This is a genomic window from Bordetella petrii (genome assembly GCF_017356245.1).
GTDB classification, from domain to species: Bacteria; Pseudomonadota; Gammaproteobacteria; order Burkholderiales; family Burkholderiaceae_B; genus Bordetella_A; species Bordetella_A petrii_D.
Genome location: NZ_JAFMZZ010000001.1, coordinates 2,513,855 through 2,540,196 on the forward strand (window position 1 = coordinate 2,513,855; position 26,342 = coordinate 2,540,196).

Here is a 26,342-nt window from a genome sequence, read left to right on the forward strand (position 1 = left end):
GCCGCGGCGATACGGCTACAGGCCGGTATCCAGCGCGTAACTCGCGCCGTCGCGGTTCTCGAGCACCAGGGCCGACAGCACCGGCTGCGCGGCGCCCGGGTCGGGCGCCACATGCAGGCGCAGATTGCCCAGTGGTAGGTCCCAGCCGTCGCCCGCGGGCTCGGCCTCGACATCCGCCACCAGCGCCAGCCGCCGCGCCACCGCCTGGGCATCGGCAGCGCGCGCCTCGATGCGCTGGATGCGCAGCGCGCCATTGGGATGCGCCATCAGCGACGGCGCCCAGACGCACTCGGGCGTCAGGTGGCGGCAGAAATACATGCGAATGCCCGGCACGGGCTGCTGGGCGAAGCGCACGGTATGAAAGCGCGCCTGCATCTCGCGGCCGTCGACATGCGCGACGCGGGTCAGTTCTTGTACGGGATTGACGGCAAACCCGGCGTCGCGCAGGCGCCGGTAGGTGCCTTCGGCGTCGCGGGTGCGGAACACCAGGGCTTCCAGGCCGAACGGCGAATCGGCGATTTCCTTGCGGGCCGGCGGCGCGCCCGGCGGCCAGCCCAGCAGCTCGATGTAGGTGCTGTCCAGCACGATCAGGCGGTTGCACGAGCCCAGGTTGTGCACCGCCTTGTCGCTCAGGCGAAAGCCCTGCCGCTCGAAATGCGGCGCCAGCTCGTCGAGCCGGTCACGCACCATGACCACGGCATGATCAAATTCGGTGCGACCACTGCCCACCCCGTCTGAGATGGAAGCTAATGCGTCCGAATCGGGGACGCCGCGGAGCCGGCTTTGCCGGTCCGCCAGCGTCGCCCCCCCGGGGGGGAAGCGCGCAGCGCTTCGGGGGGGGGATTTCATCACGCCAGTTTGCCGTGGCAGTGCTTGTACTTCTTGCCGCTGCCGCAGGGGCACGGGTCGTTGCGGCCGACCTTGGGCATGAAGTTGCGCACCGGCTGCTGGGCCGGCGGCGCCTCGGCGTCGGTGCCGGCCAGGGCCTCGTCGTAGTCGGAATGGTGGTACTGCACGTTCTGCACGTGCGGCTGGCTGGCCTCGGCTTCCGCGGCCTGCTCGACCTGTTCGGCCGACTGCACGCGTACGGTCATCAGCACCCGCACGACATCGTCGCGGATGCGGTCGAGCATGCCCGAGAACAGTTCGAAGGCCTCGCGCTTGTATTCCTGCTTGGGGTTTTTCTGCGCATAGCCGCGCAGGTGAATGCCCTGGCGCAGGTAATCGAGCGCCGACAGGTGCTCGCGCCAGTGGGTATCGATGGCCTGCAGCATGATCGAACGCTCGAACTGCGCCCAGGGCTCTTCGCCCACCTGGGCGATCTTGCCCGTATACACGTCGCGCACGGCTTGCAGCACGCGCTCGAGGATGTCGTCGTCGGTCAGGCTGGCTTCTTTGTCCAGCATGTCGGACAGCGCCAGGTGGATCTGCCAATCGGCCGCCAGGGCTTGTTCCAGGGCCGGAACGTCCCATTGTTCTTCGACCGAATCGACCGGGATGTACTGGCGCACCAGGTCGGTGGCGGCGCCTTCGCACAAGGCCTCGATCGACGGGCGGATGGACGCCGCCTCGAGCACTTCGTTGCGCTGCGAGTACAGCACTTTGCGCTGGTCGTTGGCGACGTCGTCGTATTCGAGCAGTTGCTTGCGGATGTCGAAGTTGCGGCCCTCGACCTTGCGCTGCGCGGTCTCGATGGAACGCGTGACCATGCCGGCCTCGATGGGCTCGCCCTCGGGCAGCTTCAGGCGTTCCATGATGCCGCGCACGCGGTCGCCCGCGAAGATGCGCATCAGCGGGTCTTCGAGCGACAGGTAGAAGCGCGACGAGCCCGGGTCGCCCTGGCGGCCGGCCCGGCCGCGCAGTTGGTTGTCGATGCGGCGCGATTCGTGGCGTTCGGTGCCGATGATGCGCAGGCCGCCCGCCGTCTTGACCTGTTCGTTGGCGGGTTTCCAGTCGGCGCGCACTTTCTCGATGCGGGCTTCCTTGTCGGCGTCGGACAGCGATTCGTCGGCGCGGATCAGGTCGACCTGCTTGTCGACGCTGCCGCCCAGCACGATGTCGGTGCCGCGGCCGGCCATGTTGGTGGCGATGGTGATATGGCCCGGCTTGCCGGCCTCGGCAACGATCTCGGCCTCGCGCGCATGCTGCTTGGCGTTCAGCACTTCGTGCGGCAGCCTGGCCTGCTTCAGCAGCCCGGCCAGCAGCTCGGAGTTTTCGATGCTGGTGGTGCCCACCAGCACCGGCTGGCCGCGCTCGTGGCAGTCGCGGATGTCGTTCAGGATGGCGTTGTACTTTTCCTGGGCCGTCTTGAAGACCTGGTCGTTCTGATCCTTGCGGACCATCGGCTTGTTGGTGGGGATGATGACGGTTTCCAGGCTGTAGATTTCCTGGAATTCGTACGCCTCGGTATCGGCCGTGCCGGTCATGCCCGACAGCTTGTCGTACATGCGGAAGTAGTTCTGGAAGGTGATCGACGCCAGCGTCTGGTTCTCGTGCTGGATCTTCACGCCTTCCTTGGCCTCGACCGCTTGGTGCAGGCCGTCGGACCAGCGGCGGCCCACCATCAGGCGGCCGGTGAATTCATCGACGATGACCACTTCGCCGTCTTGCACCACATATTGCTGGTCGCGGAAGAACAGCGTGTTGGCGCGCAGAGCCACCATCAGGTGGTGCATCAGGGCGATGTGGCGCGGGTCGTACAGCGATTCGCCCTCGGGCAGGATGCCCTGCTGGCTGAGCAGGCGCTCGGCGTTTTCGTGGCCCCGCTCGGACAGGAACACCTGCTGGGATTTCTCGTCGACCCAGTAGTCGCCCTCGGGCTCGGGCTCGTGCGGCTTGGGCTCGGACGCCATGCGCGTGAGCAGCGGCGGCACGGCGTTCATGCGCACGTACAGCTCGGTGTGGTCTTCGGCCTGGCCCGAGATGATCAGCGGGGTGCGGGCCTCGTCGATCAGGATGGAGTCGACTTCGTCGACGATGGCGTAGGCCAGCGCGCGCTGGCGCCGGTCTTCGACGCGGTACTCCATGTTGTCGCGCAGGTAGTCGAAGCCGAACTCATTATTGGTGCCGTAGGTGATGTCGGCGGCATAGGCGGCGATTTTCTCGTCATTGGGCTGCTGCGGCACCACCACGCCGGTGCTCATGCCCAGGAACCGGTACAGCCGGCCCATCCATTCGGCGTCGCGGCGGGCCAGGTAGTCGTTCACCGTAACCACGTGCACGCCCCGGCCGGCGATGGCGTTCAGGTACACCGGCAGCGTGGCCATCAGGGTCTTGCCTTCGCCAGTGCGCATTTCGGCGATCTTGCCGTTGTGCAGCGCAATGCCGCCCAGCATCTGCACATCGAAGTGGCGCATGCCAAACACGCGCTTGCCGGCTTCGCGGACCACCGCAAAGGCTTCCGGCAGCAGGTCGTCGAGCGAACTGCCTTCGGCATGGCGGGTGCGGAATTCCTGGGTCTTGGCCGCCAGTTCCTGGTCGGAAAGCGCCGCGGTCTTGGATTCCAGCGCGTTGATCTGGGTAACCAGCTTGCGATACTGCTTAAGCAACCGGTCGTTGCGGCTGCCTATGAGTTTTTTGAGCAAAGAAACCATGCGTGTCGGTGGCGGCCACCGGCGGCGCCCCGCCCCCTGGGGCCGGGCTCCGCCCGGGGCGGATTGTTGTTTGGTTGAGCGGGCAATTCCGCTGGGAAACAATCGAGTTTAACGCACCTGCGCGCCGGCGGTCCGACAAGCCGCAAAAGCGCGGCGGACGGCTTCAGCGGGTGACAGCCTGGCCGGCGACGGCCTCATGCGCTTGCGCTTGCGCCACCACGGGCGGGCGGGCGTCGGGCGACTGCAGGAACAGGCGGGGATCGAGCGGTTGCCCGGCCAGGCGCACCTCGAAGTGCAGGTGCGGGCCCGTGGACCGCCCCGTGGACCCGACCCGGGCGATCTCCTGCCCGCGCCCGACCAGGTCGCCGGGCTTGACCAGCAGCTTGGATGCGTGGGCATAGCGGGTGATAAGGCCGTCGCCATGGTCGATCTCGACCGTGTTGCCGTAGCCCGACAAGTAGCTGGCCTCGAGCACCACGCCGCCCGAGGCCGCCAGGATGGGCGTGCCCGAGGGCGCGGCAAAATCCAGGCCTTCGTGCATGGCATAGCGGTGCGTGACGGGATTGCGCCGCCAGCCGTACGACGAGCTGAGAAAGGGGTATTCGGTGATCGGCGGGGTCGATGGCAGCCGGGCCTGGTCGGCCGAGCGGCGCGTCAGGGCCACGTCCAGCATGCGCAGGTTGTCGGTTTGCTGCGCCAGGCGGGCCTGCAGTTCGTCGAGCTGGCGGCCCAATTGTTCGGCCGATTCGTGTGACAGGGGCTGGCGGTCGGTGAACAGGTCGTCCATGACCTGGCCGGCCTGGGCCGGCGCGTTGATTTCGGCGGCCAGTTCGGGGTCGGTGTAGGCCACGCCGGCCACCTGGGCCACGCGCCGGCCCAGGCCGTCGATGCCCACCAGCTTGGCCTGCAGCTCGCCGACCTTGGCGGCCAGCAGGCCGACATTCTCGCGCAGGAACGCCGCTTCGCGCGCCGGCTGGGTGTCCTGGGCATAAGTGGCCCAGTCGACGGAATACGCGGCGGGCGCAACGGGTGTAAGGTAGCGTTGTACGGTGGCGCCCACCAGGGCTGCGGTGGCCACCACGGCCGCCAGTACCAGGGCCAGCCGCGCGCCGCCCAGCGCCACCTGTCCGGGCTGCCCGTCGCGGGCGTGCATAATCACGATTTTCAAGGTACTTGATCCTGTTATTCGAGCCGGCATGAACAAACCCGCGCCACACCGCTCACGTTCTTCTGCCAGCCGGCGGGGAGGCAACACCGCGCTGAGTTGGCTGGGTCATGATGCGCGCGCCGCCGGGGTACTGGCCACTGCGCGCACGCATCTGCAAATACAACATGCCGTGGCCAGAGTGCTGCCGCCGGCATTGGCGGCCGTATGCGTCGTGGCCAAGCTGGAAAGCCAGCGCCTGCAACTGGCGGTGCCCAGCGCCGCGCATGCGGCCAAGCTGCGCCAGCTGGCGCCGCGGATCGCACAGACACTCTGCGCCCAAGGCTGGAACCTTAACGAAATTGCCGTCAGGGTTCAAGCCGGAATGCCCAAACCCGGGGCAAAAAGCCCCCGCCCGCCCAAAGAGGCCGAACCGCTGGGCGACACCGCCCTGGGAGCGTTCGAGCAGCTGCGCGAGGAATTGCGGCCGGGGCCGCTGGCGGACGCGGTGGCCAGGCTGCTGGCCCACCACAAGGGCAGCTAGGGCCTGTTCACGCCCAAAGAAAGCCCGATACTAAAGAAGCCGGCAAAACCGGCACTGGCCGTGGCCGGCCGTCAGGCCAGCTTCCATTCGTGGCGGAATGCCTGGGGGGCCGCCGCCTGCGATTCGTAGGTGACCAGTTCCCAGGCGTCGCGCTGGGCCAGCAGGGCTCGCGCCAGCTGGTTATTCAGCCCGTGGCCGGACTTGCACGCCACATAGCGCGCCACCAGCGGCTTGCCCAGCAGGTACAGGTCGCCGATGGCGTCCAGGATCTTGTGCTTGACGAACTCGTCGTCGTAGCGCAGGCCGTCGCTGTTCAGCACCCGGTATTCGTCCATGACGATGGCGTTGTCCAGGCTGCCGCCGCGGGCCAGGCCCATGGAGCGCAGGGCCTCGACTTCGTTGACGAAGCCGAAGGTGCGCGCACGGGCGATTTCGCGCACGTACGAATGGGTGGCGAAGTCAATTTCGGCGAAATTCGCGGTGGAATCGATGGCCGGGTGGCGGAAATCGATGGAAAACGCCAGCGCAAAGCCTTCGTGCGGTTCCAGGCGCGCCCACTTCAGGTTGCGGCCTTCGCCTTCGCGGATTTCAACGGGCTTGAGCACCTTGATGAACTGCTTGGGGGCGTTCTGTTCAACGATGCCGGCCGAGCGCAGCAGGTAAACGAAGGTGGCCGCGCTGCCGTCCATGATGGGCACTTCTTCGGCAGTAAGGTCGACGTGCAGGTTGTCGATACCCAGGCCCGCCAGCGCGGACATCAGGTGTTCGACAGTGGAAACGCGCACATCGCCCTGCTGCAGCACCGACGCCATGCGGGTATCGCCCACCCCGGCGGCCTGCGCGGGCAGGTCGACGACCTGCGGCAGGTCGACACGATGGAAAACGATGCCGGTATTGGCTTCGGCAGGACGCAGGGTGAGCTCGACCCGGCGCCCCGAATGGACACCAACGCCGGTAGTGCGGACGAGATTCTGGATGCTGCGCTGTCGAAACATGGGATCTGTGCTGTAGGCCTGCGCCGGTAAAAATCAATGAAATCACCAGCATAAGTACGCATTGTAACCTCGCCGGCACGCTTGGCGCGATACGCGCGTAACATTTGCCGACAAGCCTGTCCCCTTTATGGGCGGCGCACGCAGGCGCCGCCCCGCGACCGGCCCGCCTGGGGAAAGGCGGGCCGGCGCCGAGGGAGTCGGGCCGGTTCCCCGGCCCGGTACTGCTACATCAATCCGCCTGCTTGCGCAGGAACGCCGGGATGTCGAAGTGATCCATGCCCGAGCTTTCCAGCGCGCGCACCTGGGCCGACGCCTGGGTGCGCGGATTGCGCATCACCGACGGCATGTCCAGATTGCGGTAGTCGCCCTGCCCCGCCATCCCGCCCATCATCGGCAGGTTGTCGGTGCCGGTGCGCAGCCCTTCGGCGGCGTTCTGCACCAGCTGGGGGCGCGCGGCGTTGCGGCCGAGGCCGGTCGCCACCACCGTCACGCGCAGGCTGTCGCCGATCGATTCATCGTAGGCGGTGCCGAAGATCACGGTCGCGTCGTCCGAAGCGTAGCTGCGGATCGTTTCCATGATTTCGCGCGTTTCGCGCATCTTCAGCGTGCGGCTGGCGGTAATGTTGACCAGCACGCCGCGGGCGCCGTTCAGGTCCACGCCTTCCAGCAGCGGGCAGGCAATGGCCTGCTCGGCGGCCACGCGGGCACGGTCGGCGCCGCTGGCGGTCGCCGTTCCCATCATGGCCTGGCCCTGCTCGCCCATGATCGTCTTCACGTCTTCGAAGTCGACGTTGACGTTGCCTTCGACATTGATGATCTCGGCAATGCCGGCGCAGGCGTTGTGCAGGATGTCGTCGGCGGACTTGAAGCAGTCTTCCTGCGTCGCGTCCTCATCCATCAGCTCGTACAGGTTCTCGTTGAGCACCACGATCAGCGAATGCACGTGCTTGGCCAGCTCGGCGATGCCGTCCTCGGCCATCTTCAGGCGTTTGTTGCCTTCGAAGGTAAACGGCTTGGTGACCACGCCGACGGTGAGGATGCCCAGTTCCTTGGCAACCTCGGCCACGACCGGGCCCGCGCCCGTGCCGGTGCCGCCGCCCATGCCGGCGGTAATGAACACCATGTGCGCGCCGGTCAGGGCCGACCGGATTTCTTCGCGCGCGGTTTCCGCCGATGCGCGGCCCTGTTCGGGCTTGGCGCCGGCGCCCAGGCCGGTGCGGCCCAGGCGGATCTGCACCGGTGCGTTAGTGGCCGCCAGCGCCTGCGCGTCGGTATTGGCGCAGATGAAATCCACGCCGTTGACGCCGCTGCGGATCATGTGCGCGACGGCGTTGCCGCCGGCGCCGCCAACACCCACGACCTTGATAACGGTCCCTTTGGTGTTGTTCTCAAGCATCTCAAAGTTCATCATGATGACTCCCTCACAAGTCTGAATATGCAAATCACAAAAATTCCCCAACAACCTATCTTTTGTGAATCGCCTCAAAGCCGAAGCCGGCCGGATGGTCCGCAACGGGTTTGAGACGTCTCCCCTTTTGCCCGCCCCGCCCTGTCGGGCGGCGCAAGCCAGGAGCAGGCCCCAGTCCGCCCCTGCAATCAATTCATGAACCACTCCTTCATGCGCGCCAGCAGCGACTTGAAGCTGCCGGTCTGGGCGGCCACCTTGCGGCCCCGCACGCGCTGCATGCGCGCTTCCTGCAGCAGACCCATCACGGTCGAGAAGCGCGGGTTGCGCATCACGTCGGACAGGCTGCCTTCGTACTCGGGCACCGCCACGCGCACCGGCTTCAGGAATACGTCTTCGGCCAGTTCGATCATGCCGGGCAGCTGCGCCGTGCCGCCGGTCAGCACCACGCCCGAGGCGAGCAGGTCTTCGTAGCCCGAATCGCGCACCACCTGCTGCACCAGCGAGAACAGCTCTTCGACGCGCGGCTCGATCACCGCGCCCAACGCCTGGCGCTTGACCTGGCGCGGACCGCGGTCGCCCAGGCCGGGCACCTCGACGGTTTCGTCGGGGCGCGCCAGCACCTGCTTGGCCACGCCGTAGCGCAGCTTGATTTCCTCGGCATCGGGCGTGGGCGTGCGCAGCATGGCCGCGATGTCATTGGTGATCTGGTCGCCGGCGATCGGCAGCACCGCCGTATGGCGGATCGCGCCGCCGGTGAAAATGGCCACGTCGGTCGTGCCGCCGCCGATGTCCACCAGCACCACGCCCAGCTCTTTTTCATCGGCCGTCAGGCAGGCCAGGCTGGACGCCAGCGGCTGCAGGATCAGGTCCTGCACTTCCAGGCCGCAGCGGCGCACGCACTTGACGATGTTCTGCGCCGCGCTGACCGCGCCGGTCACGATGTGCACCCGCACTTCCAGGCGCAGGCCGCTCATGCCGATGGGCTCGCGGATGTCTTCCTGGCCGTCGACGATGAATTCCTGCGTCAGCACGTGCAGCACCTGCTGGTCGGTGGGAATGTTGACGGCCTTGGCGGTCTCTATCACCCGCGCCACGTCGGTGGCGGTGACCTCTTTGTCTTTCACGGCCACCATCCCGCTGGAATTGAAGCTGCGGATATGGCTGCCGGCGATGCCGGTGTACACGTCGCGGATCTTGCAGTCCGCCATCAGCTCCGCTTCTTCAAGCGCGCGCTGGATGGAGTTGACCGTGGTCTCGATATTGACGACCACGCCCTTGCGCATGCCGCGCGATTCGTGCTGGCCCAGCCCCAGCACTTCGAAGCGCCCTTCCGGCAGGATTTCGGCGACCACGGCCACCACTTTGCTGGTGCCGATATCCAGGGCGACGATGAGGTCCTTGATGTCACGGGTCATGGCGTTAACGCTTCTTCGAAGAAGTGGATGGAGATTTCGGTTTGGAGTGCCCGTCCGGCAGCGGCGCCAGCGACAGCGCGAATCCGTTCGGGTAGCGCAGGTCGGCCTGCGTGACGCTGCGCCCTTCCAGGCGGCTGGTTACGGCCGGCCAGGCCTGCACGAAGCGCTGGATGCGCGCGGCGAACGGCAGCGCGCCCGGCAGCCCGTGCGGGTCGGGCGCGTCGGCCCCCGGGTCGCGGCCCAGGTCCAGCACCATGCCGTTCGACAGCGTGGCCTTCCAGGCGTAGCGGGCGCTCAAATCCAGTTCGCGCACGTGCAGGTCCAGCGGAGCGAACCAGCGCGCCAGCTCGGCATAGCGCTGCACCACCAGCCCCTCCGACCCTTCCGGGCCCGAGAACTGCGGCAGCGCGCTGTCGTCGTCCAGCTCGCCGGTGTTGGCCGTGAACGCTTCGCCCCAGGTATTGATCATCTGGTTCTCGTTCCACAGCGCCAGCGGCTGCTGCTCTTCGATGCGCACGCGCAGCGTGTCCGGCCAGATGCGCCGGATCGAGGCGCGCCGCACCCACGGCACCGACTCGAACACCTCGCGCGCCTGGTCCAGGTCGACCGTAAAGAAATTGCCCTCGAAGCGCCCCGCGATCACCGCGCGCACCGCTTCGGGCGACACGTAGCGCAAGTCGGTATCGGGCGCCGCCTCGAGCTCGATGGCCGACAGCGTGAAGTACGGACGATGCGCCACCCACGCCACGCCGGCGGCGAGCATGGCCACCACCGCCAGCACGGCCAGCGTGTTGGCGATCAGGTTGGTGGTGCGCGCGTCGTTCCACACAGATTGTCCCGGTCAAGAGTTGCGCGCGGGGCTGTGCACTTTGCAGGCAGCCTCCGACACAATGGATACACACAATTCGGCATAGCTCATGCCCACCGCCTTGGCCGCCATCGGCACCAGCGAATGGCCGGTCATGCCGGGCGACGTATTGGCTTCCAGCAGCCAGGGCTGGTTGCCTGCGTCCAGCATGAAGTCGATACGGCCCCAGCCCGCGCAGTCCAGCGCGCGGTACGCCCGCACCGCCAGGTCGGCCACCTGGCCGGCCACCGCGTCGGGCAGGTCGGCCGGGCAGAAGTACTGGGTCTCGTCCGAAAAATATTTGTGCTCGTAGTCGTAGTTGCCGCCAGGCGCCACGATCTCGATCACCGGCAGCGCGCGCGCCGAACGGCCCGTGCCCAGCACGGCCACGGTCAACTCGCGCCCGGCGATGAACTGCTCGGCCAGCACGGCGTCGTCGAATTTGGCGGCCTGGGCATAGCCTTCTTTCATGTCCGAATAGCCCACCACCTTGGTGATGCCCACGGTGGAGCCTTCATGCGGCGGCTTCAGGATCAGCGGCAGGCCCAGCCGGTCGGGCACGGTGCGCAGTTCGGACTGCGCATCGAGCACTTCGAAGGCCGGGGTGGGCAACCCGTGCTGCAGCCACACACGCTTGGTCATGGTCTTGTCCATGGCCAGGCTGGACGCCATCGGGCCGCTGCCCGTATAGGGCAGGCCCAGCAATTCCAGGGCGCCCTGCAAGGTGCCGTCTTCGCCATAGCGGCCGTGCAGCGCGATGAACACGCGGTCGAATCCGGCCGCCGCCAGGTCGGCCAGCGTACGCTCGCCGGTGTCGAAAAGATGAGCGTCCACGCCCGCCGACAGCAGAGCCTGGTGCACGCCCTTGCCCGACATCAGCGACACGTCGCGTTCTGCCGAACGGCCGCCGTACAAGACACCCACTTTGCCCAGCGCGCGCGCGTCGGGAACGGACCGGGTCACGGGTTGATTCATGCCAGTTCTCCTACCAGGCCGGGCACCTTGCTGATCGAGCCCGCGCCCATTACGACCACCACGTCGCCGTCGCGCACGAAATCCAGCACGGCCCGCGGCAGGTCGGCCACGTCTTCGACGAACACCGGCTCGATCCTGCCGGCCACCCGCAGGGCGCGCGCCAGCGCGCGGCCGTCGGCCGCCACCAGAGGCGGCTCGCCGGCGGCATAGACTTCGGTAAGCAGCACAGCGTCGGCGCCGCCCAGCACGCGGACGAAATCTTCGAAACAATCGCGCGTGCGGGTATAGCGGTGCGGCTGGAAGGCCAGCACGATGCGCCGCTCGGGCCATGCGCCGCGCGCGGCCGCCAGGGTGGCCGCCATTTCTACGGGGTGATGGCCGTAATCGTCGATCAAGGTGAACGTGCCGCCGCCATGGGCCGCCGGCACGGGGAATTCGCCGGTCTGGGTGAAGCGGCGGCCCACCCCCTTGAACGAGGCCAGCGCCTGGCTGATGGCGTCGTCGGGCACGCCCAGTTCGGTGGCCACGGCAACCGCCGCCAGCGCATTGCGCACGTTATGCAGGCCGGGCAGGTTCAGTTCGACCTCCAGCGGCGGCAGCGCCGTGGCGCGGTCCTGGCGCTGCACCGTGAAGCGCATGCGGGTGCCGTCGGCCTGTACATTCTCGCCACGCACGTGCGCATCGGGGCTCAGCCCGTAAGTGGTGATCGGCCGCGACACGAACGGCATGATCTCGCGCACGTTGGCGTCGTCGGCGCACAGCACCGCGCTGCCATAGAACGGCAGGCGCTGCGTGAATTCGATGAACGCGCTCTTGAGCCGCGCCACGTCATGGCCGTAAGTGTCCATGTGGTCGGCGTCGATGTTGGTCACGATGGCCATCACCGGCAGCAGATTCAGGAACGAGGCATCCGATTCGTCGGCCTCGACCACGATGTACTCGCCCTGCCCCAGCCGCGCATTGGCGCCGGCCGAAGTCAGGCGGCCGCCGATCACGAAGGTGGGATCCAGGTCGCCGGCGGCCAGCACGCTGGCCACCAGGCTGGTGGTGGTGGTCTTGCCGTGCGTGCCCGCCACGGCGATGCCGCGCTTCAGGCGCATCAGTTCGGCCAGCATGATGGCGCGCGGCACCACCGGAATGCCGGCCGCCCGCGCGGCGATCACTTCGGGGTTGTCGCCGGCCACCGCGGTGGACGTCACGATGGCGCCGGCGCCGGCCACGTTGGCGGCCGTATGGCCGATGGCCACTTGCGCGCCCAGGCCGGCCAGGCGGCGGGTGACGGCCGATTCCTGCAGGTCGGACCCGCTGATGGTGTAGCCCAGGTTGAGCAGCACCTCGGCGATGCCGCTCATGCCCGAGCCGCCGATGCCGACGAAGTGGATATGCTGGATTCTGTGTTTCATGATGGGCGCCTCGCTGCCTGTTCGCAGACATCGGCGATATGGGCCGCTGCCTCGGGGCGTGCGTGCTGGCGCGCCCGTTCGGCCACGGCCAGGAGTTCGGAACGGGTGCGCTGGCGCAGCCAGTCGGCCAGCCATTCGGGGGTCAGCTCGGACTGGGGGCACAGCCAGGCGGCCTGCGCATCGCTCAGGAAACGCGCATTGGCGGTCTGGTGATCGTCGACGGCGTGCGGGAACGGCACGAACAGCGCGGCCACGCCCGCCGCGGCCACTTCGGCTACCGTCATGGCGCCGGCGCGGCACACCAGCAGGTCGGCCTGGCCCATGGCCGCCGCCATGTCTTCGATGAAGTCCCGGCAATCGGCCTGCACGCCCGCCTGGGCATAAGCTTCGCGCAGCGGCTGCAGGTGCTGCTCGCCGGCCTGGTGCGTGATCTGCGGACGCGCCTGCGGATCGATCAGGGCCAGTGCGCGCGGCAGCGTGGTATTCAGCGCCTGCGCGCCCAGGCTGCCGCCCACCACCAGCATGCGCAGCGGGCCGGTGCGGCCGGCATAGCGGGCCGCCGGCCCGGGCAGCGCGCACATGTCGCGGCGCACCGGGTTGCCCAGCACTTCGCCGCGCGGCAGCACGTTCGGGAAACCGCTGAGCACGCGGCGCGCCAGCCGCGCCAGCCAGCGATTGGCGGTACCGGCCACGGCATTCTGTTCGTGCACGACCAGCGGCAGGCCCCGCAGAGCGGCCATCACACCGCCCGGAAAGGCCACATAGCCGCCCATGCCCAGCACCACGTCGGGACGCGCCTGCTTCAGGTGCCCCCAGGCTTGCGCGCAGGCGCGCAGCAGCAGGAACGGCAGCTTCAGTATGGCGGCCGCGCCACGGCCGCGCACGCCCTGGAAATGCAGAGGCACCAGGTCGATGCCGCGCGGCGGCACCAGCCGGCCTTCCATCTTGTCGGGGTTGCCCAGCCACAGCACGCGCCAGCCGCGTTCGCGCAGCACGTCGGCCACCGCCAGTCCGGGCATGATGTGGCCGCCGGTGCCGCCAGCCATGATGAGGACGGTGCGCGCGTTCATGTGCGCCCTCCCCGCATCATGATGCGGTTCTCGATGTCCACGCGCAGCAGCAGGGCCAGCCCGCACAGGTTCATCACCACGCCCGAGCCGCCGTAGCTCATCAGCGGCAGCGTCAGCCCCTTGGTGGGCAGCAGGCCCAGGCAGACGCCCATATTGATGAACGCCTGCACGCCGAACCAGATCGCCACGCCATGCGCCACCAGCCCGGCGAACGTGCGCTCCATGGCAATGGCCTGCCGGCCGATGTCGAAACCGCGCTGGATCAGCACGGCAAACAGCACGATCACCAGCAATACGCCGGCGAAGCCCAGTTCTTCGCCCACCACGGCCATCAGGAAGTCGGTATGCGCCTCGGGCAGGTAGTGCAGCTTCTCGACGCTGGCGCCCAGGCCCACGCCCAGCCACTCGCCGCGGCCCAGCGCGATCAGGGAATGCGACAGCTGGTAGGCGCTGCCGTAGGCATTGGCGTCGTTCCAGGGATCCAGGTAGGCGAACAGGCGGGCGCGGCGCCACGGCGACAGCCAGATCAGCGCCAGGAAGGTGCTGACCAGCACGGCCAGCAGGCTGCTGAAATACTTGCCGTTGATGCCGCCCAGGAACAGGATGCTCACGGCGATGGCCACGATCACGATGAAGGCGCCCAGGTCGGGCTCGAGCAGCAGCAGCATGCCCACCCCGCCCAGCGCGCAGGCCATCGGCAGGAAGCCGCGCGAAAACGCCTGCATGTGCTCTTGCTTGCGCACCGTGTAGTCGGCCGCATACAGCAGGGCGGCCAGCTTCATCAGTTCGGACGGCTGGAAATTCAGCGGGCCCAGCGGAATCCAGCGGTGCGCGCCGTTCACTTCGTGGCCTACGCCGGGAATCAGCACCACCACCAGCAGCGCCAGCGAGGCCATGAAACCGGGCATCGCCAGGCGCTGCCAGACCCGGATGGGCACGACCAGCACCACCGCGCCGGCCATCAGTCCGGCGCACAGGAACAAGCCGTGCCGCAGCACGAAGTAGTAACGGCCGTACGAGGCATAACGCGGGCCGTCGGCCAGCGCGATGGAAGCCGAATACACCATCAGCAGGCCGAGCAGCAGCAGCGTGGTGGCGGCCAGCACCAGGGGCGCATCGTAGTTGCGCATGCGGGTGCGCCCCGGGCGCACGGCGTTGACACTGGCGGTCAGGTCGGCGATCAGGCTCATTACACCTCCCCCCGGTCGCGGGCCAGGTCTTCGACCTCTTCCGCGAACACCGCGCCGCGATGCGGGTAATTGCGGAACATGTCCATGCTGGCGCAGGCCGGCGACAGCAGCACCGCGTCGCCCGGCTGCGCCAGTTCGGCGCCGCGCCGCACGGCGTCGCGCATGTCTTGCGCGGCCACGCAGGGCACGCCGGTGTCGGCCAGCACGCGGCCGATCTCGGGCCCGTCGGCGCCGATCAGCACAACGGCGCGCGCATGGCGGGCCACCACGGGCGCCAGCGGCGAGAAATCCTGGCCCTTGCCCAGGCCGCCGGCGATCAGCACCACCGGCTGGCCCAGCCCTTCCAGGGCGGCCACGGTGGCGCCGACATTGGTGCCCTTGCTGTCATTGATGTAATCGACGCCGCCGATCGTGCGCACGAACGCGGCGCGGTGCGGCTCGCCGGTGTACTCGCGCAAGGCCCGCAGCATCGGACCCCAGCCTATATTCAGCACGCGCGCCAGCTGCAGCGCCGCCAGGGCGTTCAGGCCATTGTGCTGGCCGCGGATGCGCAGCGCGTCGAGCGGCATCAGGCGGCTGATGCGCCCCGTGCCGCGACGCGGCGGCGGCGCATCTTTCTTGCGCCGCACGGGCGGCGCGGGCTCGTCGAAATCGTTGGGCTCGCACGCCACCAGCCAGGCCATGCCCTGCCCCGGCTCCAGGCCCATATCACCCACCAGTTCCGGCAGGTCGCGGCCGAAGCTGCGCACGTCCATGCCTTCCAGCGCATCGACCATGCCGGCCACGCGCGGATCGTCGCGATTGACGATGGCGATGCGCGCCAGCTTCAGCAGGCGCGCCTTGGCCTGCGCATAGGCGTCCATGCCGCCGTGCCAGTCCAGGTGGTCTTGCGTCACGTTGAGCACCGTGGAGGCGTCGGCCATCAGGCTGCGGGTGGTTTCAAGCTGGAAGCTGGACAGTTCCAGCACCCACACCTGCGGCAGGTCGTCGGCGTCCAGCGCGTCGATCAGCGCGGCCAGCGCGGCCGGGCCGATATTGCCGGCGGCGCGCACGGTCATGCCGCCAGCCGCCACCAGCTGGCGGGTCAGCGCGGTTACCGTGGTCTTGCCGTTGGTGCCGGTCACAGCCAGCAGGCGCGGCCGGTAGTCGCGGGATTCGGCCAGCCCGGCCAGCGCGCGGGCGAACAGTTCGATCTCGCCCACCACCTCGATGCCGCGCGCGGCGGCCTGCTCCAGCAGGTCGCGGGCCGGCGCCTGCCCGGGCGCCAGTCCGGGGCTCAATACCAGCTGCGATACCCCGTCGAGCAGCGCGGCATCGAAGGCCTCGCCGCAACCCAGGCGGTAATCGACCTGTGCATCGGCCAGCGCGGCGCGCACGGCCGCCAGCCCGCCCGGCTCGGCGCGTGTATCGGCCACGCGCAGCGCCGCCCCCTGCCGGGCGCACCAGCGCGCGGCAGCCACGCCCGTCTCGCCCAATCCCAGGATCAGGACCAGCGGCGCGTCGGCACGGGGGGATTCGGAACTGTTCATCGCAACTTCAAGGTGGAAAGGCCGATCAGCACCAGCATCATGCTGATGATCCAGAAACGCACGACGACCTGGGTTTCTTTCCAGCCGCCGACTTCAAAATGGTGGTGCAGCGGCGCCATGCGGAAAATGCGCCGTCCCTGGCCGTACTTGCGCTTGGTGTACTTGAACCAGGTCACCTGCATCATCACCGACAGCGTCTCGACCACGAACACACCGCCCATGATGAACAGCACGATCTCCTGCCGCACGATCACCGCGATGGTGCCCAGCGCGCCGCCCAATGCCAGCGCGCCCACGTCGCCCATGAATACCTGGGCCGGATAGGCGTTGAACCACAGGAACGCCAGGCCCGCGCCCGCGATGGCCGCGCACAGCACCATCAGCTCGGCGGCGCCGGGTATGTACGGAAACAGCAGGTACTTGGAATAGTCGACCCGGCCCACCACGTAGGCAAAAATGCCCAGCGCGCTGCCCACCATCACGGTGGGCATGATGGCCAGGCCATCCAGGCCATCGGTCAGGTTCACGGCGTTGCTGGTGCCCACGATCACCGCCCAGGTCAGCGCCACGAACCCCAGCACGCCCAGCGGATAGCTGACCGATTTGAAAAACGGCACGATCAGGTCGGCGCGGGTCGGCAGCGGCATGGCAAAGCCGCTGCTCACCCAGGCCTTGAACAGGGGCCACAGTTCGGTATTGGCCGGCGCGGACACGGCAAAGGCCAGGTACACCGCCGCCACCAGGCCGATGGTGGCCTGCCAGAAGAATTTCTGCCGCGCCGGCATGCCCTCGGGATCGCGATAGACCACCTTGCGGTAATCGTCCATCCAGCCGATCCAGCCGAAGCCGAAGGTCACCAGCAGCACGACCCACACGAAGCGGTTGGTCCAGTCCGCCCACAGCAGGGTGCTGATGGCCACGGCGATCAGGATCAGCGCGCCGCCCATGGTGGGCGTGCCGGTCTTGACCAGGTGCGACTCGGGGCCGTAGGCGCGCACCGCCTGGCCGATTTTCATTTCGGTCAACTTGCGGATCACGCGCGGGCCGGCCACCAGGCCGATCAACAGCGCGGTGGCGCAGGCCAGCACGGCCCGCATGGTGATGTATTCCAGCACGCCGATCGCGCGCACATCGTCAGACAGCCAGCGGGCGATTTCAAGCAGCATGCGGATCTCCCTGGCGCTCGGCCGTGGTCTTGTTATTGTTGGTCGCCAGCACCTTCACTACCCGCTCCATGCGCATAAAGCGCGAACCTTTCACCAATAGGCTGGCCGGCCGCGCACTGCGCAGCGCCGCCACGATCTCGTCGACCGACCCGCAAGCCAGCGCGCCCGGGCCGAACGCGGCCGCGCTATCGCGGCTGGCATCGCCCAGCGTATACAGTGCGTCGATGCCGTGCTGGCGGGCGTACTCGCCCACTTCGCGATGCATGGCCGGCCCGTTGTCGCCCACCTCGCCCATATCGCCCAGCACCAGGACGCGCGGGGCCGGCAACTGGGCCAGCACGTCCACCGCAGCGCGCACCGAATCCGGATTGGCGTTATAGGTGTCGTCGATCAATATCGTGCCGTCGTCCAGCGCCTTGCGCTGCATGCGCCCGGCCACCGCGCTGAAAGCCGCCAGCGCGCGCACCGCGCCGGCCAGCGGCGCCCCGGCGGCCAATGCCGCGGCAATGGCCGCCAGCGCATTGCGCAGGTTGTGCAGGCCCGGCACCGGCAATACCAGTTCGGCGCTGCCGGCCGGCGTCACCACCCGGCAGCGTGTGTCTTGCGGCGCGGCTTCGATGTTCTCGGCATAGACATCCAGCCCCGGCTGCAGCCCGAAGCGCAACACGCGGCGCGCGCCGGCCTGGGCTTCCCAGATACCGCAGTGCGGGTCGTCGCCGGGGAACACCGCCACGCCGTCGTCGGGCAGGGCCTCGATGCTGGCGCCGTTCTCCCGCGCCACGGCTTCGACCGAATGCATGAATTCCTGGTGTTCGCGCTGCGCATTGGTAACCAGAGCCACCGACGGCGCCGCCAGGGCGGCCAGTACCGCGATTTCGCCCGGGTGGTTCATGCCCAGCTCGAATACGGCGGCGCGATGCTGCGCGCGCAGGCGCAGCAGCGTCAGCGGCACGCCGATGTCGTTGTTGAAATTGCCCGCCGTGGCCAGCCGGCCCGCCTCGCCCTGCCAGTCTGCCAGGATGGCGGCAATCATTTCTTTGGTGGTGGTCTTGCCGTTGCTGCCCGCCACGCCGATCACCGGCAGCGAGAACCGCGCGCGCCATGCCGCGCCGATGCGCTGCAGGGCCTGGCGCGTATCGCCCAGCACCAGTTGCGGCGGCGACGCGCCGTCCACCGGGTGCGCCACGATCGCCGCGCACGCGCCGGCGGCCTCGGCCTGCGCCAGGTAAGCATGGCCGTCGAACTGCTCGCCGGCCAGCGCCAGGAAGACTTCGTTGGCGCCGATGCTGCGGGTATCGGTGGACAGCGCTCCCGCCTGCGGCAGCAGCAATGCCAGCCGCGCCCATTCGCGGTCGTCGAACGGCAGTTTGACACCGCCGACCTCTTGATACGTTTCATGGCCCTTGCCGGCCAGCAGCACCACGTCGTCCGGGTCGGCCGCCCAGACGGTCTGCATGATGGCGCGCGCGCGGTCGGCCTCGACCAACAGGCGCGCGCCGCGCGGAATGCCCGCCAGGATCTGCGCGATGATGGCGCCGGGGTCTTCGCCGCGCGGGTTGTCGCTGGACACTGTGACCTTGTCGGCCAGGTCGGCGGCGATGCGGCCCATTTCGGGGCGCTTGCCCGCATCGCGCTCGCCGCCGCAGCCGAACAGGCACACCAGCCGGCCGCCGCGCGCATCGGCCACCGGCCGCAGCGCCGCCAAGGCCCGCGACAGCGAGTCCGGCGTATGGGAATAATCCACCACGACCAGCGGGCCCCGGCCCGCGCCGGCAAGGCTGCGCAGGGGCAGCGGCGTCACGACCTGCAGGCGGCCGTCAACCGGCCGGGTGGCGGCCAGCGCACGCGCGAGTTGGGCCAGCGGCCATCCCAGCTTGTACAGCACGCCCGCGACCAGCAGCAGGTTCGATACGTTGTGGCGGCCCAGCAGCGACGTCACGACCTGCGCCTCGCCGTCCGGCGTGGCCAGGGTGAATACCTGGCCGTGCGCCGTGGCCTGCAGGTCGCGCGCCTGAAAGGCTGCCGGGGCATCCTGCTGGGTGTAGCCCAGCGCCAGGTCGCGCGGCAATGTCCGCAACAGGCGCTCGCCGGCGGCATCGTCGGCATTGACGATGGCGGCGGCCAGGCCGGGCCATTGGAACAGCCGGGCCTTGGCCTGCTCGTAGCGCTCCATCGAGCCGTGGTAGTCGAGGTGGTCGCGCGTCAGGTTGGTGAAGCCGGCCACGGCAATGCGCACACCGTCCAGCCGGCCCTGCTCCAGGCCGATGGACGAGGCCTCCAGCGCAACCGCCTGGGCCCCGGCGGCGCGCATGGCGGCCAGGATGCGATGCACGCTCAGCACGTCGGGCGTGGTCAGGTTGCCGCCCAGCGTGCTGCCGTCGGGCAGCAGTGCGCCCAGGGTGCCGATGCTGCCGCAGGGCTTGCCGGCGTCGGTCAGGGCCTGGGCCACCCACTGGACGCAAGAAGTCTTGCCATTGGTGCCGGTGATCGCGACGACGCTCAGGCCGGCCGAAGGATGCCCGTACCAGTCGTCTGCCAGTTCGCCCAGCAGCGCGCGCAGGTCGGGCACGGCGCGCACGCGCGCATCGTCGCCCACCTCGGCCGGCGCCGGCGCCTGGCACAACACCGCCGCCGCGCCGCGCGCGAATGCCTGGCCGATGAACGCACGGCCATCGGCCGAGCCGCCGGGGCAGGCCACGAAGACATCGCCGGCCGCCACTTCACGCGAATCGAGCCGCAACTGCGCATCGGCCGCCACGCGCGCGCGCAGCCAGGCCAGCGCATCGGCGGCCGCGGCGGCGAGAGGACGGGACGCGCTCATCGCGAAGGCTCCTGCACGCCGGCCACGATCGTGGATTCGAAGGGCGCGTCGGGCTGCACGCCCATCATGCGCAGGCTGCCGCCCACGATGGTCGAGAACACCGGCGCGGCAATGGCGCCGCCATAGTAGCCGCCGACCTTGGGTTCATCGATGGACACGGCCACCACGATGCGCGGATTGGATACAGGCGCGAAACCGACGAACGAGCTGCGGTAGCGCTGCGTGCTGTACTTGCCGTCGACAATCTTGCGCGCCGTGCCGCTCTTGCCCGCGACCCGGTAGCCCTGTACTTGCGCCGCCTTGGCGCCGTCGGGGCCGGCCGCGGCTTCGAGCATCGCGCGGATCAGCTGCGCCACTTTGGGGCTGTAGACCTTGACGCTGGTCGGGTCGCTGTCGCGCTTGACCAGCGTGGGCGACACCATGTCGCCGTCGCGGGCGAACACGGTATAGGCGCGCGCCACCTGCAGCAGCGACACCGACAGGCCGTAGCCATAGGCCATGGTGGCCTTTTCGATCAGGCGCCAGCGGTCCCAGGGGCGCAAACGCCCCGGGGCCGCGCCCGGAAAGCCCAGCTGCGGCGCGCGGCCGAAACCCAGTTCGGTGAAGCGTTCCCACATTTCGCGCGACTCGAGCTTTTCCGAGATCAGCGTCATGCCGATATTGCTGGACCGGCGCAGCACGCCGGCCACCGTCAACGTGCCGTTGCGGCTGACGTCATGGATGGTGCTGCCCTGGTAGCGGAACGCGCCATTGCCCGTTTCGAACTGCGTGCTGGTGTTGATGCGGCCCAGGTCCAGCGCCAGCGCGGCGGTGAACGGCTTCATGATCGAGCCCGGCTCGAAGGTATCGGTAATGGCGCGGTTGCGCAGGTTGGGCGCGTGGAAGGTCTCGCGGCGGTTCGGATCGAAAGTAGGCAGGCTGGCAAGCGCCAGAATCTCGCCGGTGCGCACATCCATGACAATGGCACTGGCCGCGCCGGCCTGGTGCTTCTGCACGGCTTCGTTCAGTTCGCGAAACACCAGATACTGCAGCCGGGTGTCGATCGACAGGTTCAGGTCGCGGCCATTGACCGGCAGGGTCACCGCCTGCACGTCTTCAATGACGCGGCCCAGCCGGTCTTTGATCACCCGGCGGCTGCCGGGCGTGCCGGACAGCAGGTCGTTGAACGCCAGCTCGACGCCTTCCTGGCCCTTGTCTTCGATGCTGGTAAAGCCCACCAGGTGCGCCGTGACTTCGCCGTCCGGATAGTAGCGCCGCGTCTCGGGCTGCTGGTGGATGCCGGGCACGTCCAGCTTCTTGATCTGGTCGGCCACTTCCATGGGCACCTGGCGCTTCAGGTAGACGAAATTGCGGTCTTCGTCGGCCAGCCGGCCGCGCAGGTCGGCCACCGAGGTGTCCAGCAGCTTGGCCAGCTCGGCCAGCTGCGCGCCGGTGGCGGGCTTGACGTCTTCGGGGATGGCCCAGATGGCGCGCGCCGGCACGCTGGATGCCAGCACCACGCCATTGCGGTCCAGGATCTTGCCGCGGGTGGCCGACAGGGTAAGGGTGCGCTCGTAGCGGCGCTCGCCCTGCTGCTGCAGGAACTCGGTGGACAGCCCCTGCAGGTACAGGGCGCGCCCCGCCAGCACGGCAAAGCCGCCGAACAGCATCAACAGCACCAGGCGGGCGCGCCAGGTGGGCAGCTGCCCGCGCAGCACGGGGTTGTCGAAGAATGGCACGCGCTTCATTGCGCGCCTCCAGCCGGTATCGGCTGCTGGTTCACGTACAGCGTGCGGTCAGGCACGATGGGAATCATTTTCAGGTCTTCGCGCGCGGCGCGGTCGACGCGGGCGTTGCGCGCCAGCTCGGCGCGCTCGAGCTGCAAGCGGCGCCAGTCGGTATCCAGCGTGCGGGCCTGGGCATTGCTGCGGTCCAGCTCAATGAACAACTGGCGCGACTGGTACCGGCTGGTCACCAGAGAAATCGCCGACAGCATCAGCAGGGCGGCCAGAAGCAAAGCGGTGCGTCCCATCAGTGCGGCCTCCGCCTGGCGCCGCGCCGCGCCGGCGCGGCTTCGCCCGGCACGCGCTGGGCCGGCACGAATGCGTCGGCGCCGTCGGCGCCCAGCGGCGTCGCGGTGCGCTCCGCCACCCGCAGCACGGCCGAACGGGCCCGCGCATTGCCGGCGATTTCGTCGTCATCGGCCTGCACCCGGCCCAGCGAACGGAACAGCGGCTGCGGCAGTTCGCTTTCGCGCAGGGGCAGGCGCGCATGCGCGACGGCCGGCCGGGCCGCCGCCGCGATGCACTGCTTGACCATGCGGTCTTCAAGCGAATGAAAACTGATCACCGCCAACCTCCCCCCCGGGGCAAGCAGCTCTAAAGCTGACGCGAGGGCGCGCGCGAGCTCTTCGAGTTCCCGATTGATGTAAATCCGTAGAGCCTGAAAGGTGCGTGTGGCCGGATGCTGCCCCTTTTCGCGCGTGCGGACGGCGCTGGCGACGCACTCGGCAAGCTCGAGCGTGGTGCGCAGCGGCCGTGTTGCGCGGCGAGCAGCAATCGCCTTTGCAACCTGAAAAGCAAACCGTTCTTCGCCATAATCCGCTATGACCTCCCGCATCTCATCCACACTGGCTTGCGCCAGCCAATCCGCCACCGTCGGGCCGCGGGTCGTATCCATTCGCATATCGAGCGGGCCTTCGCGCATAAACGAAAAGCCCCGCCCGGCATCATCCAGCTGAGGGGAAGACACCCCCAGGTCCAGCATCACGCCATCGATCGCCTCGATGCCGCGCGCCGCCAATTCTTCGCGCATGCCGGCAAAGCCGCCATGCACCACCATCACCCGGGCATCGCCGGCGGCCAGTTCGTTGGCCACGGCAATCGCCTGGGGATCCTTGTCGAACACCACCAGCCGCGCTTCGGGGCCCAGCCGCCCCAGCAGCTCGCGGCTGTGGCCGCCGCGCCCGAAAGTGCCGTCGACGAACACCCCGCGCTGCGCCCGCGCATCGGCCTGCTCGCCATCCTGCCGCCCCGACCGTGCCGCGCCCTTGCCGCCGAAATCGGCCAGCAGCAACGCATCCACCGTCGGCGCCAGCAGCACGGGCCGATGTTCGAATTCCATACTCGGTTTCAGAACGAAAACTGGTTCAACACGTCCGGCATTCCCTGAGCCAGGTCTTCCGCCTCGCGGCGGGCCAGGGAAGCGGCATCCCAGAGCTCGAAGTGCGCGCCCATACCGAGCAGCATCACATCGCGCGTCATACCGGAAGCGTTGCGCAGTTCAGGCGCGATGAGCACACGGCCAGATCCGTCGAGTTCGACGTCCTGGGCGTTGCCCAGCAGCAGCCGCTGGAGCGCGCGGGCAGACATGGGGAAAGCGGCGATCTGTTCGCGCTTCTTTTCCCACTCTTGCCGCGGGTACACCAGCAGGCAGCCGTCAGGGTGGCGGGTCAGGGTCAGCCGGCCTTCGGCCTGCGCAATCAGCGCGTCACGATGCCGGGTCGGAATCGAGATCCGTCCCTTGGCATCGAGCGTCAGCGCGCTGCTTCCCTGAAACACCACATTCACCCCACTTAATTGCACAAATTCCTACTTTTTCCCACTCTACGGTAATGGGCAAACGGGGTCAAGCGCGTGGTTGCAATTTTTTCAATCACAACAAGGACTTAGAGCACTTCTTGGATTTTCCAAAATAAAAACCCCCTGATAAATCAGGGGGTTGCGGTAACAATTAAAAGTCCTTCTTCAGAAGTGGCCCCGAGAAGACGCCCTTTCATTGTTTTACGTTCGGTCTTGCCGTAACAAGACCGGCCATGCGGCCCGGATTCAGTGGCAAGACAGGCCTGTAGGCCGGATTCTGTACGCCGGGCGAACCCGGCGGGCAATCATTCCTCTGCGCGGACCATTGCTGGACCGCTGTAGCCACCTACCCGCATGCTCGGGCGAGCCGCCCTTCGGGCCCGAAGGCCCACACATGCCTATTTGGTGTTGCTCCGGGTAGAGGTTGCCGCGTTTCACCCTGCGATGCCGCCGCCCGTTACCGGACCGCGCGGCACGGAGATGGCCGTGCCGGTGCGCGACTGGCGCGCCCGCCCCGCAGACTCGTCTCTGTGGCCCTGTTCCTCGGCCCCGCCGGCGGGCAAGCCCGCCGGCGGGGCCGGACGGCCGTTAGCCGCTACCCTGCCCTGTGGAGTCCGGACCTTCCTCGATGGATTTGCATCCACCGCGATTGCCCGGCCTGTCTTGCCCCGCCATTTTAGTACACCCGGCCGCCGGCGCGCTTCCTGCGACAATACGGGTTGCACCGCATCAGGCACTCTTATTCATGGCTTCGGCAACTCTTATTACCCTTACCGGCGTGCAACTGGCCTACGGCCACCACGCACTGCTGGCTCACGCAGATTTCACCATCCAGGCCGGCGAGCGCATCGGCCTGATCGGCCGCAACGGCGCGGGCAAGTCGTCGCTGCTGCGCCTGCTCGACGGCCGCGCCCAGCCCGACGACGGCGATCTGGCGCGCCTGTCGGGCCTGCGCGTGGCCACGGTCGAGCAAGAACCGCTGCTCGACGACTCCCTTACCGTATTTGACGTCGTGCACGCCATTGGCGACGACCACGAAGACTGGCAGCGGCCGGCGCGCGTACGCGCGGCCCTCGAACGGCTGGGGCTGCCGGCCGACGTGGCCGTCGCCAGCCTGTCCGGCGGCATGCGCAAGCGGGTGGCGCTGGCGCGCGCGCTGGTCGACGAGCCCGATCTGCTGCTGCTGGACGAACCCACCAACCACCTGGATTTCGACGGCATCGCCTGGCTGGAAGAACTGCTGCGCGGCTGGAAGGGCGCGGCCGTGATCATCACCCACGATCGCCGCTTCCTCGACGCGGTGGCCACGCGCATCGTCGAACTCGACCGCGGCCGCCTGCTCAGCTTCCCGGGCAACTTCTCGCAATGGCAGGAACGCAAGGCCCAGTGGCTGGAATCCGAACGCCTCGAACAAGAACGCTTCGACAAACTGCTGGCCCAGGAAGAAGTCTGGATCCGCAAGGGCATCGAAGCGCGCCGCACGCGCAATGAAGGCCGGGTGCGGCGGCTGGAGCGGCTGCGCGTCGAGCGCGCCGAGCGCCGCGACCGCATGGGCAACGTCAGCCTGGCCCTGGCCGAAGGCCAGCGCTCGGGCAAGCTGGTGGCCGAACTGGAAAACGTCGACAAGGCATTCGGCGACAAGATCGTGGTGCGCGACTACAGCACGACCATCCTGCGCGGCGACCGCATCGGCATCGTGGGCCCCAACGGCGCGGGCAAGACCACGCTGCTCAAGCTCATCCTGGGAGAACTCGCGCCCGACAGCGGCTCGACGCGCCTGGGCACCAATGTAGCGGTGGCCTATTTCGACCAGATGCGCGCCCAGCTCGACGAAGACGCCACGCTGGCCGATGTGATAAGCCCAGGCAGCGAATGGGTCGAGATCGGCGGCGCCCGCAAGCATGTCATGAGCTACCTGGGCGATTTCCTGTTTTCGCCGGCACGCGCCGGCTCGCCGGTGCGCAGCCTGTCAGGCGGCGAACGCGCACGGCTGCTGCTGGCGCGGCTGTTCGCGCGGCCGGCCAATGTGCTGGTACTGGACGAGCCGACCAACGACCTCGACATCGAAACGCTGGAACTGCTTGAAGAACTGCTGCAGGAATACGCTGGCACCGTGCTGCTGGTCAGCCACGACCGCGCCTTCCTGAACAACGTGGTCACCCAGACAATCGCCAGCGAAGGCGAAGGCCGCTGGCGCGACTACGTGGGCGGCTACGACGAATGGATCGCCCAGCGCCCGGCCGCCCCGGCCGCTGCCGCCGCCAAGCCGGCACGCGCCGCAGGCACGGCGGCCGATGCGCCGTCGGCCGCGCCGGCGCCCCGGGCACGGCCGGCCCGGGCTGCCCGGCTCAGCGCCTGGGAACTGCGCGAACTCGAAAGCCTGCCCGAAGCCATCGCCGACATCGAAGCCCGCCAAGCGGCGCTGTCGGACCAACTGGCCGACGGCAGCCTGTACCGCGATGCGCCCGCCGAAGTCGAACGCATCAATAAAGAGCTGGCCGCCCTGGAAACCGAGCTGGAAGAAAAATTCGCGCGCTGGGAACTGCTGGAAAGCCGGCGCGCCGACGCCTGAGCTGCCACATAGCCAGGTGTCAGGCGCCGCAAGCGCCTGACACCGAAGGGGTGAGACGGTCGTTGAATACAACGGTGTCAGGCACCTGCGGTGCCTGACACCTGGGCACG

The 26,342-nt window shown here is 68.3% G+C and carries 20 protein-coding genes and 1 other RNA gene; 2 read left to right on the plus strand and 19 right to left on the minus strand.

Translation table 11 applies throughout. The annotated features are described in order from the left end of the window. Positions 1 to 15 precede the first annotated feature (15 nt). The 3 genes from J2P76_RS12145 to J2P76_RS12155 all read right to left on the minus strand — a co-directional run bounded on the left by J2P76_RS12145 (position 16) and on the right by J2P76_RS12155 (position 4,746). Positions 16 to 729, minus strand: a complete 714-nt coding sequence (locus tag J2P76_RS12145) for a VOC family protein (RefSeq protein ID WP_431603394.1) — start codon at positions 727 to 729, stop codon at positions 16 to 18. A 119-nt stretch (positions 730 to 848) separates the two neighbouring features. Beyond that, a complete protein-coding gene (gene secA, locus J2P76_RS12150) occupies positions 849 to 3,593 on the minus strand; it encodes a preprotein translocase subunit SecA (RefSeq protein WP_207407745.1) in 2,745 nt (914 codons plus the stop codon). Between the two features lie 163 nt (positions 3,594 to 3,756). Beyond that, positions 3,757 to 4,746 carry a M23 family metallopeptidase gene (locus J2P76_RS12155; protein WP_207409194.1) on the minus strand — a complete coding sequence of 330 codons (990 nt, stop codon included), beginning with the start codon at positions 4,744 to 4,746 and terminating at the stop codon, positions 3,757 to 3,759. A gap of 43 nt (positions 4,747 to 4,789) precedes the next feature. On the opposite strand from J2P76_RS12155, the gene J2P76_RS12160 reads away from it, so the two are divergent. After that, a complete protein-coding gene (locus J2P76_RS12160; protein ID WP_207407747.1) occupies positions 4,790 to 5,281 on the plus strand; it encodes a DciA family protein in 492 nt (163 codons plus the stop codon). Between the two features lie 71 nt (positions 5,282 to 5,352). Here J2P76_RS12160 and lpxC read toward each other — a convergent pair whose 3' ends face one another. The 16 genes from lpxC to rnpB form a co-directional block, all read right to left on the minus strand. Next, positions 5,353 to 6,276 (minus strand): UDP-3-O-acyl-N-acetylglucosamine deacetylase, encoded by a 924-nt coding sequence (gene lpxC / locus J2P76_RS12165; protein ID WP_207407749.1) that lies wholly within the window; start codon positions 6,274 to 6,276, stop codon positions 5,353 to 5,355. A gap of 229 nt (positions 6,277 to 6,505) precedes the next feature. Beyond that, positions 6,506 to 7,687 carry a cell division protein FtsZ gene (gene ftsZ / locus J2P76_RS12170; protein WP_207407751.1) on the minus strand — a complete coding sequence of 394 codons (1,182 nt, stop codon included), beginning with the start codon at positions 7,685 to 7,687 and terminating at the stop codon, positions 6,506 to 6,508. A gap of 185 nt (positions 7,688 to 7,872) precedes the next feature. Beyond that, complete coding sequence (ftsA, locus tag J2P76_RS12175) at positions 7,873 to 9,099, minus strand: cell division protein FtsA (protein WP_207407753.1); 1,227 nt, start codon at positions 9,097 to 9,099, stop codon at positions 7,873 to 7,875. A gap of 4 nt (positions 9,100 to 9,103) precedes the next feature. Further along, a complete protein-coding gene (locus tag J2P76_RS12180; RefSeq protein WP_207407755.1) occupies positions 9,104 to 9,928 on the minus strand; it encodes a cell division protein FtsQ/DivIB in 825 nt (274 codons plus the stop codon). Positions 9,929 to 9,940: 12 nt separating this feature from the next. Next, on the minus strand, positions 9,941 to 10,921 hold the full coding sequence (locus J2P76_RS12185; protein WP_207407757.1) for a D-alanine--D-alanine ligase: 981 nt from the start codon (positions 10,919 to 10,921) through the stop codon (positions 9,941 to 9,943). Next, on the minus strand, positions 10,918 to 12,324 hold the full coding sequence (gene murC, locus J2P76_RS12190) for a UDP-N-acetylmuramate--L-alanine ligase (RefSeq protein WP_207407759.1): 1,407 nt from the start codon (positions 12,322 to 12,324) through the stop codon (positions 10,918 to 10,920). The genes J2P76_RS12185 and murC overlap by 4 nt, the downstream gene beginning before the upstream one ends. Beyond that, positions 12,321 to 13,394, minus strand: a complete 1,074-nt coding sequence (gene murG / locus J2P76_RS12195; protein WP_207407761.1) for an undecaprenyldiphospho-muramoylpentapeptide beta-N-acetylglucosaminyltransferase — start codon at positions 13,392 to 13,394, stop codon at positions 12,321 to 12,323. Before murG ends, murC begins: the two co-directional genes overlap by 4 nt. Further along, positions 13,391 to 14,584, minus strand: coding sequence for a putative lipid II flippase FtsW (gene ftsW, locus J2P76_RS12200; RefSeq protein WP_207407763.1), 1,194 nt, complete (start codon positions 14,582 to 14,584; stop codon positions 13,391 to 13,393). Before ftsW ends, murG begins: the two co-directional genes overlap by 4 nt. Further along, entirely contained in the window at positions 14,584 to 16,113 is a 1,530-nt protein-coding gene (gene murD, locus J2P76_RS12205; protein WP_207407765.1) for a UDP-N-acetylmuramoyl-L-alanine--D-glutamate ligase, read from the minus strand. Before murD ends, ftsW begins: the two co-directional genes overlap by 1 nt. Continuing rightward, the gene (gene mraY, locus J2P76_RS12210) at positions 16,110 to 17,279 is read right to left on the minus strand and encodes a phospho-N-acetylmuramoyl-pentapeptide-transferase (RefSeq protein ID WP_012247710.1); all 1,170 of its coding nucleotides are present in this window, start codon (positions 17,277 to 17,279) and stop codon (positions 16,110 to 16,112) included. The genes murD and mraY overlap by 4 nt, the downstream gene beginning before the upstream one ends. Continuing rightward, positions 17,269 to 20,100 carry a bifunctional UDP-N-acetylmuramoyl-L-alanyl-D-glutamate--2,6-diaminopimelate ligase MurE/UDP-N-acetylmuramoyl-tripeptide--D-alanyl-D-alanine ligase MurF gene (murF, locus tag J2P76_RS12215; RefSeq protein ID WP_207407767.1) on the minus strand — a complete coding sequence of 944 codons (2,832 nt, stop codon included), beginning with the start codon at positions 20,098 to 20,100 and terminating at the stop codon, positions 17,269 to 17,271. Before murF ends, mraY begins: the two co-directional genes overlap by 11 nt. Continuing rightward, a complete protein-coding gene (locus tag J2P76_RS12220; RefSeq protein WP_207407769.1) occupies positions 20,097 to 21,827 on the minus strand; it encodes a peptidoglycan D,D-transpeptidase FtsI family protein in 1,731 nt (576 codons plus the stop codon). Before J2P76_RS12220 ends, murF begins: the two co-directional genes overlap by 4 nt. Next, complete coding sequence (gene ftsL / locus J2P76_RS12225; RefSeq protein ID WP_207407771.1) at positions 21,824 to 22,111, minus strand: cell division protein FtsL; 288 nt, start codon at positions 22,109 to 22,111, stop codon at positions 21,824 to 21,826. The genes J2P76_RS12220 and ftsL overlap by 4 nt, the downstream gene beginning before the upstream one ends. Further along, positions 22,111 to 23,202, minus strand: a complete 1,092-nt coding sequence (gene rsmH, locus J2P76_RS12230; protein ID WP_207407773.1) for a 16S rRNA (cytosine(1402)-N(4))-methyltransferase RsmH — start codon at positions 23,200 to 23,202, stop codon at positions 22,111 to 22,113. Before rsmH ends, ftsL begins: the two co-directional genes overlap by 1 nt. A gap of 8 nt (positions 23,203 to 23,210) precedes the next feature. After that, positions 23,211 to 23,639, minus strand: coding sequence for a division/cell wall cluster transcriptional repressor MraZ (gene mraZ / locus J2P76_RS12235; RefSeq protein WP_041863469.1), 429 nt, complete (start codon positions 23,637 to 23,639; stop codon positions 23,211 to 23,213). 271 nt (positions 23,640 to 23,910) lie between these two features. Beyond that, positions 23,911 to 24,325, minus strand: an RNA gene (rnpB, locus tag J2P76_RS12240) — RNase P RNA component class A. 80 nt (positions 24,326 to 24,405) lie between these two features. Here rnpB and J2P76_RS12245 point away from each other — a divergent pair. After that, entirely contained in the window at positions 24,406 to 26,232 is a 1,827-nt protein-coding gene (locus J2P76_RS12245; protein ID WP_207407781.1) for an ATP-binding cassette domain-containing protein, read from the plus strand. Positions 26,233 to 26,342: the final 110 nt, after the last annotated feature.